This is a genomic window from Pareuzebyella sediminis (genome assembly GCF_008367235.1).
GTDB classification, from domain to species: Bacteria; Bacteroidota; Bacteroidia; order Flavobacteriales; family Flavobacteriaceae; genus Pareuzebyella; species Pareuzebyella sediminis.
On record NZ_VTZS01000001.1, the window covers coordinates 468,391 to 482,887 of the forward strand.

General features: G+C 41.5%; 10 protein-coding genes and 1 tRNA gene. 7 read left to right on the forward strand and 4 right to left on the reverse strand.

The features are described from left to right. Positions 1-48: 48 nt before the first annotated feature. Positions 49-2,574 carry an alkaline phosphatase D family protein gene (locus tag F2B13_RS01850; RefSeq protein WP_149275539.1) on the forward strand — a complete coding sequence of 842 codons (2,526 nt, stop codon included), beginning with the start codon at positions 49-51 and terminating at the stop codon, positions 2,572-2,574. A gap of 101 nt (positions 2,575-2,675) precedes the next feature. Here the strand turns inward: F2B13_RS01850 and F2B13_RS01855 are convergent, their stop codons facing one another. Then, a complete protein-coding gene (locus F2B13_RS01855; protein WP_149275540.1) occupies positions 2,676-2,966 on the reverse strand; it encodes a hypothetical protein in 291 nt (96 codons plus the stop codon). A 225-nt stretch (positions 2,967-3,191) separates the two neighbouring features. On the opposite strand from F2B13_RS01855, the gene F2B13_RS01860 reads away from it, so the two are divergent. Further along, a complete protein-coding gene (locus F2B13_RS01860; protein WP_149275541.1) occupies positions 3,192-4,601 on the forward strand; it encodes an MATE family efflux transporter in 1,410 nt (469 codons plus the stop codon). A 77-nt stretch (positions 4,602-4,678) separates the two neighbouring features. After that, entirely contained in the window at positions 4,679-5,401 is a 723-nt protein-coding gene (gene bshB1 / locus F2B13_RS01865) for a bacillithiol biosynthesis deacetylase BshB1 (RefSeq protein ID WP_149275542.1), read from the forward strand. Here the strand turns inward: bshB1 and F2B13_RS01870 are convergent. Next, positions 5,398-7,488 (reverse strand): tetratricopeptide repeat-containing sensor histidine kinase, encoded by a 2,091-nt coding sequence (locus F2B13_RS01870; RefSeq protein WP_149275543.1) that lies wholly within the window; start codon positions 7,486-7,488, stop codon positions 5,398-5,400. The two genes, bshB1 and F2B13_RS01870, sit on opposite strands and share 4 nt — an antisense overlap. Before the next feature lie 252 nt (positions 7,489-7,740). On the opposite strand from F2B13_RS01870, the gene F2B13_RS01875 reads away from it, so the two are divergent. Further along, positions 7,741-7,816 (forward strand) — tRNA-His (locus tag F2B13_RS01875). A 118-nt stretch (positions 7,817-7,934) separates the two neighbouring features. Here the strand turns inward: F2B13_RS01875 and F2B13_RS01880 are convergent. Together F2B13_RS01880 and F2B13_RS01885 are read right to left on the reverse strand one after the other, a co-directional pair. Further along, positions 7,935-9,506, reverse strand: coding sequence for a M28 family peptidase (locus tag F2B13_RS01880; RefSeq protein WP_149276400.1), 1,572 nt, complete (start codon positions 9,504-9,506; stop codon positions 7,935-7,937). Positions 9,507-9,715: 209 nt separating this feature from the next. Next, entirely contained in the window at positions 9,716-10,573 is an 858-nt protein-coding gene (locus F2B13_RS01885) for an AraC family transcriptional regulator (protein ID WP_149275544.1), read from the reverse strand. Positions 10,574-10,716: 143 nt separating this feature from the next. Between F2B13_RS01885 and F2B13_RS01890 the strand changes: the two genes are divergently transcribed. The 3 genes from F2B13_RS01890 (at position 10,717) to F2B13_RS01900 (ending at position 14,491) form a co-directional block, all read left to right on the forward strand. Then, positions 10,717-11,655 carry a dihydrodipicolinate synthase family protein gene (locus tag F2B13_RS01890; protein ID WP_149275545.1) on the forward strand — a complete coding sequence of 313 codons (939 nt, stop codon included), beginning with the start codon at positions 10,717-10,719 and terminating at the stop codon, positions 11,653-11,655. A gap of 149 nt (positions 11,656-11,804) precedes the next feature. Further along, positions 11,805-13,388, forward strand: coding sequence for an aldehyde dehydrogenase (NADP(+)) (locus tag F2B13_RS01895; protein WP_149302922.1), 1,584 nt, complete (start codon positions 11,805-11,807; stop codon positions 13,386-13,388). A gap of 95 nt (positions 13,389-13,483) precedes the next feature. Next, positions 13,484-14,491 carry a 4-hydroxyproline epimerase gene (locus F2B13_RS01900; RefSeq protein WP_149275547.1) on the forward strand — a complete coding sequence of 336 codons (1,008 nt, stop codon included), beginning with the start codon at positions 13,484-13,486 and terminating at the stop codon, positions 14,489-14,491. Positions 14,492-14,497: the final 6 nt, after the last annotated feature.

Here is a 14,497-nt window from a genome sequence, read left to right on the forward strand (position 1 = left end):
CTATGTTTGATCTACCAGTGAATGGGCGAAATGAATGTCCAGTGAACCATGAAGATTAAAAGAAGAAAATTTCTGCAGAACCTTGGACTCGCCGTTCCTTTTTTGGCGAGTTCATTTGATCCCACCTCCGCAAAGAATACTCCAGATACTACAGTAAGACCTAGATCGAAGCCTGCTTCGTTTTATCAGTCCTTTAATGATATAAATAACCGAATATGGATCGGTAAAGATTTTTGGGCGGTGCCCATGGAGGATTGGAAGATAAAAAATGGACATCTTTTATTTTCAGGGGTTAAAAAGAACGCGCGATTACATGTGCTCACCCAGGTGTTAAAAAAGGGAAAAGGAAACTTTGTAGTAGAAGGTGAGTTGGGTTTGAAAGACACATACATAGGCGTCACCACCACAGGTTTTGCCTTAGGAATTAAGGATACCACCGATCCGGACAGTGTGAAGGCGGCCTGCTATTTCGGGAAAGGTGTCTCTATAGGAATTTCTACGGACGGAACTCTCTTTATTGATGAAAAAACTACGACGCTACCAAAAGGTTTTAATAGGAAGGGATTTTCGTTAAAGGTACTGGGTTCGAGTGACGGAAGCACCACGCAATTGAAGCTTGTCGCCACGGACAAAAAAGGGCAAAGTGTAAGTTTGGATCATGTGGTCGCAGATGTCTGTGAAGGCCTTGTTGCTATAGAAAATCGAACAAGTGCTAAGAGCGATATGCCCTTTTTTTGGGAATGGATTGAGATTTCTGGCGAAAAAACGGAGCACAGGCCCGAGAACAGTTTTGGCCCTATACTCTTGGCCATGTATACGCTATCTGAATCAAGGCTGCGCATGACCGCCCAATTGCCTCCAATGGGTCAAAAAGATTCAGACGAAGTGAAACTTCAATTCCAGAAGGGTGGTCAATGGCGTACTGAAGCTAGTGTAGAAATTGACCCGGTATCATTTACCGGTATTTTTACCATTGATGAGTATCAAGCCATTGAGGATGTAAAATACCGATTGGTCTACGAGCTAGACGGTAAGGAACATTATTATGAAGGCACCATAAGAAAAGAACCATTGGATAGGCCATTACTTTTTGGAGGGTTGACCTGTCAAGAATGGGGAGGATACCCATACCGTCCTTTAGTTGAAAATCTTGAAAAATCTAATCCCGATATGCTCTATTTCTCAGGCGACCAACTCTATGAAGGTAATGGGGGATATCCTATTAAGCGTGCACCTGAAGACGATGCTATTCTAAATTATTTAGGAAAATGGTTTATGTTCGGATGGGCTTTTGGCCACTTGCTTCGAGATCGGCCCAGTATATGTACCCCAGACGATCACGATGTATATCAAGGTAATCTTTGGGGCGAGGCGGGGGAACGAATAACGATCGAAGCGTGGGAGAAAGTGAAGGACGCCCATGGCGGGTTGGTACAAACGGCAAAAATGGTCAATGTGGTGAACCGTACCCAATGCGGTCACTTGCCCGAAGCTTTTGACACCACACTTTTGAAATCGGGAATGACTACCTGGTATACCCATTTGGTATATGGCAAGGTCAGTTTTGCTATTATAAGTGATCGGTTGTTTAAATCCGGTCCCGAGAGAATTAGGAAAGGTACAGGAAGAATCGACCATCTTATCGAACCTACGGACCCAAATGATTTAGATGCCAAAGAATTGACATTGGTAGGAAATCGTCAACTTGATTTTTTGAACGTATGGGTAAGCGATTGGGAGGGGGCGAATATGAAGGTACTGCTCAGTCAGACACTTTTTGCGAATGTGGCCACCCATCACGGCCCGCAAAAAGAATTCTTATTCGGTGACCTGGATTCCGGCGGGTGGCCGAAATCCAAAAGAGATCATGTAATCGATGTGGTGAGAAAAGCTGCGGTATTTCATATTAATGGAGATCAGCATCTACCTTTCTTGGTTAAATATGGAATCGAAGCTGAAAAGGATGGGATTTGGGCCTTCTGTACGCCAGCAATATCTACCGGTTATCCGAGATGGGCTGAACCTGACAAGATGAACATGCCGTTTACTGATCGTCCTTCACATCAATTGCCGAATACTGGGAATTATCGTGATGGTTTTGGTAATACAAACTTCGTGTATGCCGTGGGAAATCCTACAGATGACTTTCATGATGAGCAGAATAGGTATGTCAAAGCCCATAAAAAAGCCTCGGGCTATGGGCTTGTTACTTTCGATACAAAAGCTAGAACGATAAAAATGGAAGCGATTAGATTTTTGGCGAATGCATCCGAAGAGCCAGAAATCAACACCTATCCAGGATGGCCGCTAACCATTAAGCAAGTTGACAATGATGGGAGAAGACCTTTGGGTTATCTACCTCGCTTGCAAATTCTTAAGTCCGATCAATTGGTACAAGTGTACAAGGAAGATGACAATACGTTAGTGAGCGCAATACGGGTAAAAGGCACCTCATATACTCCTTCTGTTTATGAAATGGGTACATATACCGTAGTCGTAGGTGAGAAGAATCGGCAAACCATCAAAAATGTACAAATAACCAGAGATCCTGAGGCAGTTATCAGGTTGGATTAGCCCCTAAAAGACATATAAGCAACTGCTGTAAGATATTGGTCTTATCTCGCAACAATGCCGAACTGGATTCAATTTTCAAAAAACAGGCGTTCAACACTGTGCTATTCGATATCAATATCTTCAAAACTGGAAATAGTGATATCTACCGGTTTTGATGTTTTAGGTTCCTTTATTTGAAATTTGAGGGTATCGGCATGTACCCTGTTTTGAGAATCGATGGTGGGCTTGTCCTGCCATTTTAGGTTCGTAGATGTAGCGGGTTTTTCCTTGTTATCCTTTTCCGAGGCCACTGAACTTGAAAATTCTTTTTCTTCACCTGATAGCGAAATGGCTAAGATCAGAATAATAAAAAGAACGTGCATGGCAATTTTTTTCAAGGGGGAACGAATCATGGCCTACAGGTTAAGTAGAAGAGGAACGTATTTTTAGGTGCTTTTAGTATCTTTTCTAATTTCCATTTTTCCAATTCACAATTTTTTCGCACTTTTATGCCATCATGAAGTACTAAGAATTATGTTTTTCTATCATGTCGCTTGGGTCAATCCCAATAAATAATCGATTTACTTCTTTCGATTCCTTTCGACATTTTTCCACGTTGTACAACATAATTAACTATCATGAGAAATTATACAAGAATTTCCTTTAAGAGACTTTTTCAGCATTTTGTGGTCGCCGTGACGGGCAAGGACACTGAATTTACCACCGGAAGTATTCGCAAAGCTATTTTTATGCTCTCCATTCCGATGATATTAGAGATGATGATGGAATCTATCTTTGCTATAGTTGACATTGCCTACGTCTCCAAGGTCAGTGTCAATGCCGTAGCAACAATTGGGCTGACCGAATCGGTAATTACTTTGGTATATGCACTTGCAATTGGCCTGAGTATGGCCGCGACCGCAATAGTAGCCAGAAGAATCGGAGAGAAAAATAGTCAAGGTGCCAGGGAAGCGGCGGTACAGGCTATTTTTCTAGGTGTCGCCATTTCGCTTTTAATCGGGTTCTTTGGCTACTTCTTTGCCCAAGATATCCTGGCCCTTATGGGGGCGAAACAAGATTTGATCGACGAGGGCTTTGGCTATACCCAATGGCTTATAGGAGGTAATATTACCATAGTACTCCTATTTTTGATCAACGCTATTTTCAGGGGTGCCGGAGATGCATCGATTGCTATGTGGACCTTGATTCTTTCCAATGGATTGAATATTATTTTAGATCCCCTGTTTATATTCGGTTGGGGGCCCATTCCTGAATTCGGGGTCATGGGGGCCGCTATCGCAACGAATATTGGACGGGGATCTGCAGTGATTTTTCAGCTGATCGTTTTGTTCTATGGATGGAGTCGAATTAAATTGAGTCTCGCTAATTTAGGCGTAAATATCAGCATGATGTTTAACCTAATTAAAGTTTCTTTGGGAGGAATTGCACAATTTCTCATCGGCACTTCCAGTTGGGTTTTCTTAATGCGCTTAATGTCGGAATTTGGCAGTGAAGTGCTTGCCGGTTACACTATAGCCATACGGGTGATGATGTTTACTTTAATGCCATCTTGGGGAATGAGCAATGCAGCGGCAACCTTGGTCGGTCAGAACTTGGGTGCGCAACGGCCAGACCGTGCTGAAACATCGGTCTGGAAAACAGGAAAATACAATGCTGTATTTATGGGCCTGGTTTCCTTATTTTATCTTTTTTATGCCCATGAAATCATAGCGTGGTTTAATGAAAACCCCGTCGTAATCAATAACGGAGGGCTTTGCTTGCAAGTTATAGCGGCCGGTTACATTTTTTATGCGTATGGAATGGTGGTAACACAAGCCTTTAACGGTGCAGGTGATACAGGAACACCTACTAAGATCAATCTTTTCGCTTTTTGGTTTTTTCAGCTTCCCTTGGCTTATTTGGGTGCCATTACCTTTGAGTTGGGGGCTCTGGGGGTTTTTCTGGCCATTACAATGGCAGAAGTACTTTTAACCGTCATATCGATTTTTTGGTTCAGAAAAGGCAATTGGAAAAAAGTACAGGTGTAAACCCCTATTTTCATAACTTTAGCATCAACATTTTTTTAGACGATATTCTAAAATTTTTACCAGTAAATTCGAATTAAATGAAATTAGACATTTTAGCTTTTGGTGCACACCCAGATGATGTAGAGTTAGGTGCAGGCGCTACTATTGCAAAAGAGGTTGCCAATGGCAAGAAAGTTGGGATTGTAGACTTGACCCGTGGCGAATTAGGAACAAGGGGCTCGGCCGAAATTAGGCATGCTGAGGCATCTAAATCCGCCGATATTTTGGGGGTACAGGTTCGTGAAAACTTATGTTTTGATGATGGTTTTTTCGTGAACGACAAAGAGCACCAGCTGCAGGTGATTCGACTTTTACGAAAATATCGGCCAGATATCGTTTTGTGCAATGCAATTTACGATCGCCATATCGATCATGGAAAGGGGAGTGACCTAGTGAGTGATGCCTGCTTTTTAAGCGGACTGGTTAAAATTGATACGAAGGCCGAAGGTGACGATCAATGGCAAGATCCTTGGCGCCCAAAGTCCGTTTACCATTTTATTCAATGGAAAAATATCGAACCCGATTTCGTGGTTGATGTTTCAGATTTCATAGATAAAAAGATGGAAGCTATTTTGGCATATTCTTCGCAGTTTTATGACCCGAAAAGTAACGAACCTGATACGCCCATCAGCAGTAAGAATTTTGTAGACAGCATCAAATACAGGGCTAGAGACCTAGGGCGTCTGACCGGGGTAGAGTATGGGGAAGGATTTACGACGGAAAGGTATCTTGCCGTGAAACATTTAGACGATCTTATTTAACCGGCTTGCTGATACTTCTTTTTTGCCTTAGGAATCGTAAAATGAAAGGTACTACCTTTTCTAATATGAGATTCTACCCAAATATCACCTCCATTTTTTTCTACCATTTCTTTACATAATGAAAGACCAAGCCCTGTTCCTTTTTCATTATTAGTCCCGTAGGTAGTGACATTCGACTTTTTTCTGAATAATTTTTGAATAATTTCTTGATCGATACCTACCCCGGTGTCTCGAACCGAGATTTGCCAGAAATGTGACATCTCGTTCGAAGAAATGGTCACCATTCCATTGTTTGGGGTAAATTTTAGAGCATTGCTCATTAAATTTCGAATTACAATGTCAATTTGGTCACTATCTGACCAAGCTACCGTATTTGAGGATAGTTGACTTGAAAGTTTTATGGACTTTTTTTCTGCAATCTCGGATAAGAGATGCATGTTCTCCTTCACGATGGATTCTACATTGACCAGTGAGGGCCTTGTCACAGAACCGTTCATTTGAGTTTGCCCCCACGACAATAGGTTGTTCAAGGTAAATGAGATGTGATCGATATCATGCCTTAATTTGGGCACGAATTCCATAAATTCACTTTGGCCTACTTCGCCTTCCTTTAATAGTTTTAAAAGTCCTTGAAATGCCCCAATGGGCCCCCGCAAATCATGGCCTATTATCGAAAACAATTTATCCTTGGTCTCATTGATCTCACGTAATTCGTTTTGTTTGAGCTCTAAATCTTCCGTTTTTTGTTTGAGCTCGATATTTAGCTTTTTTTGAATTTTATCGCTGCGGTGTACCAAAAAGCTGACCACGATGAAAATAAGAAGAAAACCCAAGGACGCGTACATGTAGTTCCTTTGTTGGGATAGCTGTTTTTTGTTTTCTTTTATAAGGTCTTCTTTCTGTTTCTCATGCTCCATTTTTGTTTTGAGCATGGTCAAGCTCTTTCTGTTCTCACTACGTGTAAGGGTGTCCGATAGGGTTTGGTAAATTTCGTGATATTTAAGGGCCGTGCTGAAATCGTTCTTGTTCTTATTGACCTTATACAAAGTTTCTGCACATTGTTGCTTCCCTTTCAAAAATTTAAGGCGTTCTGAGATTCCGAAGGCCTTTAAGGCATAGACTTCGGCAAGACTGTCTTTTTTCAAACCAAAATACGCTTTTGCCATTCCGTTGAGCAAGTCAATCTCTCCTCGAAAGTCCTCAAGATTTTGGTGTAGCATTTCACTTTGTTTATACCAATGTAATGCCCATTTGTATTTTTGGCCCTTGAGATAGGTCTTACCTTTAATTTCATAGGCATAGGCGAGCCAATCCATAACTTGGTGCTTCTCAAACACGGTGATACTACTGTTGGCATTGAACATGGCATAGTCAAGCTTGTTCATATCCGCATAAATAGAGGCTATGTTACTCATGGTTTCGGCTGAGAACACTTCATTGCCGATTTCTTCGTTGAATTTTTTTACCTTTTTATAGAATATTAGAGCCTGTGCATAATCTTTCTGGGCGGCGTAAAGATTGGCAACATTCTCATTCATAATAGAAAGCATTTTTTTATCTCCGAATTCAGTTGCCATATCGATACCTTCCAAATAATGCGACAATGCCTTAGCATAATCGCCCCTATAGCTATATTCGCCCGCTAAATTATCTTTAGATTCCAGGATTAAATCTTTATTTTGGGTCTTTGTGCTTAATGACAGTGCACTGTTATAGTATAAAAGGGCCTTTTTATGTTTTCCATTATCGGAGTAATAATCTCCCAAGCCCATAAGTGCCCTACACTCGCCGGTATTGTAGCCACTTGCCTTACTATGGTTGAGTGCATCTTGTGATAGGAGCAAAAGGCTATCGACCTTGTAAAACCTCAATTCTTGGGCTAGGTCATTGAGCATTTTGATATGAAGGGTGTCTTTATAACTGAAATTTTGGGAAGACCGTAATTTGTTGATTTGAACGAGTAGGCTATCCTTTCTGTTTTCCTGTGCATAGTTACGAGGATGCAAAAGGAAAAACAGTCCCAAAACAAAAAGACATTTAGTAAGGGAACATCCCTGGGTCAAAAAATAGCCTCTGACCTTGTTCATAGTTAACCAATTAATGGGATAAAAGTAGCCGATGATCATGATGACAGCTAAAGAATGTTGTGAAACCACTGATTTTGTGTGTTTTGTGCCATAGAAAGTGTATTTTATCGGATTTTGTAAGAATAGCTTTATGGTTTTATATTGAAACGGATGGAGAAATCTTCACTGCTTTTGGCAACCGCCAAAAAAATAACGTATGTTTTCTTTTGAAGAATCGCTCAAAAAAAATTACCTTTGCCACCGCTTATAAATGGTGGTTGTAGCTCAGCTGGTTAGAGCGCTTGATTGTGGTTCAAGAGGTCGCCGGTTCGAACCCGGTCTTCCACCCAAAGCAAAGAGTCCCATAATTTTATGGGACTCTTTTTTTTGGTATTTTCCAATTTTAATTAGCTTGGAGAACAGAAAATTTTGCTTAGAAAGGGCTTATGTCTGCTTCTTTCCTTTATCTATTTCGCCGGAATCTTATCGACCATCAATCGTTCATCTCTATTCGCGATTTCCCAAGCCGTATAAAAAATTAGCCTCGTGCGATTTTCAAGAAGATCATAATTGATTTTATCAGGGGTATCACCTGGCCTGTGATAATCTTCGTGCGTGCCGTTGAAATAGAAAATTATGGGGATATTGTTTTTTGCAAAATTATAGTGATCGCTTCTATAATAAAACCGGTTTGGATCATTCTCGTCGTTGAAGCTATAATCAAGTTCGATAAGTGTATGCTCGTCGTTTACACTTTCTGAAATTTGATGCAGGTCCGTACTTAGTTTATCTGATCCAATAAGATAGATGTAGTTACGTTCACCTGTTCTCTTGGGATCAATACGTCCGATCATATCAATATTGAGGTTGGCCACTGTTTTCTCTAACGGAAAAATGGGATCGATATCAGTATAATAGCGAGAGCCTAAAAGGCCTTTCTCTTCCCCGGTAACATGAAGAAAAACAATTGATCTCTTAGGTCTTTGGCCGGCTTCGACCGCTTTTTGAAATGCTTCTGCAATCTCCAAAACTGCTACCGTACCCGAACCATCATCGTCTGCTCCATTGTTAATTTCACCATCTGCCGTAATACCTATATGGTCAAGGTGAGAAGAAATTACGAGGTATTCATCTGGTTTTACGGAGCCTTTTATAAAGGCCACAACGTTTTCAGATTCTATTTTTTTGTTCTCGCTTTTGATATTTATTGCAATTGGTACGGATAACTCCCTGGATTCGGAGTCAGTATCTATTTGTGGCAGGATAATGTGTGCCAGTGTGTTATCTATAATAAAATTGAAAAAGGAACCATTATCATCGGCCGCCAATTGCATGCGCCCACTATCATTGGTTTTCATATACTGGAACCTATTATTGAAGCGGGCAAAATTGCCCTCATCATAATACAATACGCCTTTTGCACCTTTATTTAATGCAATTTCAACTTTTTTACCTAAAGCTTCCGACATATTGCTCCATGACGATTTTACAATCGAACCGGATAGGGTGTAGGTACCATCCGCATTCATAGGCTCGCCAGATTTGATCAAGACCAACTTGTCTGAAACGTCTAATCCCTCATAATCTGAATAGTTGTCCGTTTCGATTCCGTATGCTGCGTATATTATATTATCAAACGTACCTTCTGCTTTTGCAAAAGTTAAAAAATGCTCACCAAGCACATATTCCTTTCCGTTAATATTCATACTACCACTGGGAACCTGACTAATTTCGAGGGGAACCTCTTGAAAGTAGTCACCGTCGCTCTGAGCGGCTGGAACCCCTATTGATTCATACTCGGACTTCAGGTATTCGATGGCCTTTTTTTGACCGGGTTGTCCTGTTTCCCGACCTTCGAATTCATCCGAAGCATAGGTATACAAATGTTCCTTTAAATCGGATTCTATAATACTTTCGGCAAAGGGGGTAGGAATATACTCTACAACCTTGGGCGCATTTTTTGCCACTTCTGAACCTGTGTTTTGAGAAGTATGGCAGGCCGTTGCAAGTCCTAAGGACAGAACCAATAATTTTTTCATGAATATGTCGCTCATTTTTTTTTAGATAAAAATCCACCAAAAATAGTGAAAACTAACCGAACCGAGTTAATTAGGGTTTATTCAGCTTATTTTTTTCGATGTAAGGCATTTTGGTCGAAGAGAAACAAAAACCATTCCCAATTCGTATTGGAATTTTACCCTTCATGCAATTTGAAGGAGTCGAACAATGGACATACCCTTGGTATACCTCAGGTACCATCGGGGCGGGATTCTGAGATGTATTGTGACGGTACGCAGCCTTTGTGTTTTTTGAATTGCCGGTTGAAATTAGAGATGGACTTGAAACCGGACTGCTCTGAGATTTCTAGAATGGAAAGGCCATGGCGATTCTTTTGTAGCAGTTGACAGGCGTGTTCTATTCTCAGCTCTATTAAAAACTGGAAAAAGGTTTTATTCGTGTGCTGTTTAAAAAATCGACAGAAGGCGTTCGGGGTCATATGAACAATTTCGGAAGCGGAAACCAAATCAATCTCATTCTGAAAATTTCTAACGGTATACTCAATTATCTTTTGCATTCGACTTCCTTTGGAACTGCCAATTTCCTTTGGATAAACAAATTTCGTCAAGGGTCTTTGATCCACCGCACATAATTCTTTTAGTAAATTCAAAAAGCCGATAAATCGGGATACTCCATCGGATTCAAGAATATCGAAAACTAACTTTGATATCAAAGAATGGTCAGAACACAGTTGAAAGCCACTTTGGGCCAATGTGAAAAAGAGGCGGAGTTCTTGGAGTTCCTGAAGCTCAAAAAAAGCTTCGCCAAAGGTAGATTCGGTGAAAAACAGGGATACCATTTGAATACCAGTATGGTCATATTCATTGGTGAATAGATGTGGACTATGTGATGCAATGACAAAGAAATCCCCAGATGAAAACCGGTGAACACTATCTCCCACTATTAACTTGCCTCTTCCCTTGACGACAAGGCTTAATTGTACTTCTTTATGTTGGTGCAATTGACCATAAAAATTGGGCAAATGATCTTCTTGAACTATCAGGTTCTGATGTAAAGGTTTGGCTATTTTGAATGGATATACCTTCATAACTTAAATTGAGCAAATATATTGATATTTAGGGTCTTTATACTTCTATTGTAGTTAATATAGTCTCATTTTCGGATAAGATTAGGTTAAAAACTTGTCTTCGTTAGCTGTATTTTTGTAGCCATAATAATAAATATATTGGTATGAAATTCGAGTGGAAAGGGGTCATGCCCGCGGTAACAACAAAGTTTTCAGAAAATGACACACTTGACTTGGACATGTTTGCCAAAAATATCGAGGCACAGGTGGAAGCTGGTGTACACGGTATCGTGTTAGGTGGTTCGTTAGGGGAGGCCAGTACATTGAACTCCGACGAGAAAAAGGTTTTAATAAGAGAAACCAAGTCCATAGTCGAAGGCAAAATCCCCGTGGTAATGACCATCGCGGAGCAAGCAACAAAAATAGCCATCGACGAGGTGAAAAATGCCGAAATGAGCGGTGCCGATGCATTGATGATACTTCCGCCTATGCGGTATAAATCGACCGATTTTGAAACGGTTACCTATTTTAAAGAGATTGCAGGAAGTACCGAGCTCCCGATCATGATATACAATAATCCAGTCGATTATAAAATCGAGGTTACAGTGGATATGTTCGAAGAATTAATAGAGTTGGACAATATTGGAGCCGTTAAAGAATCGACACGTGATATCATCAACATTGGAAGGTTGCGCAATAGATTCGGCAATCGTTTGAGCATATTGACCGGGGTAGACCCGCTGGCCTTGGAAAGCCTTTTGATCGGCGCCGATGGCTGGGTTGCAGGCCTTGTTTGCGCTTTTCCCGCGGAAACCGTTGCTATTTATGAATTGGCAAAAGCCGGATATACTAAAGAGGCCACTGAAATCTATCGTTGGTTTCTGCCCCTATTGGAACTTGATATCAGCCCACAATTAGTGCAAAATATAAAATTGGCGGAGGTTGCAACAGGTATCGGAACCGAGTATGTCAGAAAACCTCGACTTCCCTTGCAGGGCGCAGAAAGGGATCGCGTTTTAAACGTTATTCAAACCGGTATGGATACCAGACCTACGTTGCCAAACTATAAGGGCATAAGTGCCAAAGCAAAGGTCAACTCTTAAGATACCAAAGGTTACATTTGCCCTGAAACTTTAGGTGAGCGAAAGAATAAATAATTAAGCTTTTCTTTTGATCATTGACTTGGTTGTTAGGATCAAAAATCCTAGATTCATCATCATTAATTTGAAGAATCAAAAAAAGAATACCTTTTATGATAACAGGAAAGAATTATATTGGAAATGAACTTTCGGCGAAGGGCAATACCACATACCATACTTTTGACCCTAAACTCAACCTTAATACGGAGTGGACTTTTTACGAGGCAACCGAGGAAGAAATAGACAGTGCGGTACAAAAAGCCTATGAAGCATTTCAATCGTACAAGAATTTTTCAGGAAATAAAAAAGCGGAATTTTTAGATGCGATCGCGGAAGAAATCGAGGCTCTCGGAGATATTTTGATCGAAACCTATATGAAAGAATCCGGTCTACCCGAAGGACGTGCAAGGGGAGAACGTGGTAGAACCATGGGGCAATTAAGGGCTTTTTCCAATTTGCTAAGGGAAGGTTCCTGGGTAGAAGCTACCATAGACAGGGCTCAGCCGGATCGTGAACCGCTTCCTAAAATTGATATACGCAAAATGCTTTTTCCTGTAGGCCCTATTGCCGTCTTCGGAAGTAGTAATTTTCCTTTGGCATTTTCGACCGCCGGCGGAGATACGGCCAGTGCTCTTGCTGCGGGCTGCCCGGTAATTGTAAAGAGCCATCCAATGCACTCCGGTACCGGGGAATTGGTTTCGTCCGCCGTTATAAAGGCCGCCGAAAAAACAGGAATGCCCGATGGCCTATTTTCTAATTTAAACAGCAGTGGTATTGAGGTAGGTCAACAATTGGTATTCCATCCAAAAATCAAAGGTGTTGGGTTTACCGGTAGTATCAAAGGTGGTACGGCCTTGTATAAATTGGCAAACGACCGAAAAGAACCGATACCTGTATTCGCTGAAATGGGAAGTATCAACCCTGTCGTAGCCTTACCCTCAGCCCTAAATGAAAAAGGGGAAGAATGGGCAGAGAAATATGCCGGTTCAATTATGCTAGGGGCAGGGCAGTTCTGTACTAATCCAGGATTGATTTTAGGAATAAAGAGTACCTCACTGGATAGGTTTCTTGATTCCTTGGGCAAGGCCATTGAGAAATTAGAGCCTAGCTGCATGCTGCATCCGAACATACACGCCAACTATGAAAAAGGGAAACAAGAGGTTTCCGGCCAGGGAGGGGCAACCGTAATAGCAGATTATAGTGCTTCCGTTGCCGATAACTATGGACAACAGAAAGTATTGACCGTAAATGGGGCGAACTTCTTAAAAAACCCAAAGCTACACCAAGAGGTTTTCGGACCGTTCTCCATCGTGGTACGTTGTTCGGATGCTGCTGAACTTACAGAAGTCTTACATAAATTGGAAGGTCAGCTAACTGGTACTGTATTGGGCAGTGCAGGCGAGATAGAGAGTTACACAAAGGTAGTCGACGCCCTTACAAGTAGGGTGGGGCGTATTATATTCAACGGAGTACCTACCGGGGTAGAGGTATGCCCATCTATGCAACATGGCGGGCCATTTCCCGCAAGTACCGATAGCCGCTTTACCTCAGTGGGTACTTCGGCAATAAAGCGCTGGGTTAGGCCGATTTCTTTTCAAAACTGGCCTCAAGAGGCCTTGCCTGAAGAATTGAAAGATGACAACCCATTAGGGATAATGCGTATTCTTGATAGCGAACATTCCAAAGACCAAGTTTGATCATGCGAAGTCAATGATCGTTCGTATGTAGTAAATTGTAACACTTTTTGATAAAGATTAAGGACTTTCTGATACTTCATTAATTGGTTTTTTAAATGTCTCGATCAGTTTTTACTTGTATTGACGGCCACACTTGTGGTAACCCTGTAAGAGTGGTCGCCAAAGGCGGGCCCGAACTTATGGGTACTACCATGAGTGATAAACGCCAACATTTTCTAAAGGAATATGATTGGATTCGAAAGGGATTGATGTTCGAACCAAGAGGCCATGATATGATGAGTGGTAGTATCTTTTACCCACCCTCGGACCCGGCCAACGATTTGGGAATATTGTTCATCGAAACCAGCGGTTGTTTACCGATGTGTGGCCATGGAACCATAGGCTCGATAACCATTGGTGTTCAAGAAGGCTTGATAGTGCCCAAAATTCCAGGGAAAATCCGAATGGAAGCTCCTGCTGGACTCGTCGAAATCGAATATCATCAAATCGGGGATAAGGTTGATTGGGTCAAATTGACCAATGTGAAGTCTTATTTGGCCGCGGCCGATTTAAGGGTACAAAGCACCGAGTTGGGTGAGATTATCTTCGATGTGGCCTATGGGGGGAATTTTTATGCCATCATAGATCCACAACCCAATTTTATGGGGATTCAAGAATATTCAGCGGACGCCCTGATTCGTTTTAGTCAAGAACTTAGGGCGAGTATCAACGAAAAATATCCTGACTTGTTTATTCATCCTGAAGATTCAACCATAAGGGATGTAAGTCATATGCTATGGGCCGGGAGTACTATTTCGCCCTCGGCTACTGCCCGAAATGCAGTTTTTTATGGTGATAAAGCCATTGACCGATCCCCCTGTGGCACAGGAACTTCGGCTCGAATGGCCCAATGGTTCGCCAAGGGACTTCTAAAAGTTGGGGAAGATTTTGTCCACGAAAGTTTTATAGGCTCGCAGTTTATAGGCAGGGTGGTTGAAGAAACTAGATTGAAAGACAAAAAGGCCATTGTGCCGAGTATTCAAGGGTGGGCCAAAGTATATGGGCATAACGTAATCAGTATTGACGATGAAGATCCCTACGCTTATGGATTTCAGGTCATTTAAAATAAT

What these genes read in the sequence shown, in the direction of transcription:
- F2B13_RS01895 (WP_149302922.1), top strand. Translation starts at nt 11,805, where the DNA reads ATGATAACAGGAAAGAATTATATTGGAAATGAACTTTCGGCGAAGGGC.
- F2B13_RS01900 (WP_149275547.1), top strand. Translation starts at nt 13,484, where the DNA reads ATGTCTCGATCAGTTTTTACTTGTATTGACGGCCACACTTGTGGTAAC.
- F2B13_RS01850 (WP_149275539.1), top strand. Translation starts at nt 49, where the DNA reads ATGAAGATTAAAAGAAGAAAATTTCTGCAGAACCTTGGACTCGCCGTT.
- F2B13_RS01880 (WP_149276400.1), bottom strand. Translation starts at nt 9,506, where the DNA reads ATGAAAAAATTATTGGTTCTGTCCTTAGGACTTGCAACGGCCTGCCAT.
- F2B13_RS01870 (WP_149275543.1), bottom strand. Translation starts at nt 7,488, where the DNA reads ATGAACAAGGTCAGAGGCTATTTTTTGACCCAGGGATGTTCCCTTACT.
- F2B13_RS01860 (WP_149275541.1), top strand. Translation starts at nt 3,192, where the DNA reads ATGAGAAATTATACAAGAATTTCCTTTAAGAGACTTTTTCAGCATTTT.
- F2B13_RS01890 (WP_149275545.1), top strand. Translation starts at nt 10,717, where the DNA reads ATGAAATTCGAGTGGAAAGGGGTCATGCCCGCGGTAACAACAAAGTTT.
- F2B13_RS01855 (WP_149275540.1), bottom strand. Translation starts at nt 2,966, where the DNA reads ATGATTCGTTCCCCCTTGAAAAAAATTGCCATGCACGTTCTTTTTATT.
- bshB1 (WP_149275542.1), top strand. Translation starts at nt 4,679, where the DNA reads ATGAAATTAGACATTTTAGCTTTTGGTGCACACCCAGATGATGTAGAG.
- F2B13_RS01885 (WP_149275544.1), bottom strand. Translation starts at nt 10,573, where the DNA reads ATGAAGGTATATCCATTCAAAATAGCCAAACCTTTACATCAGAACCTG.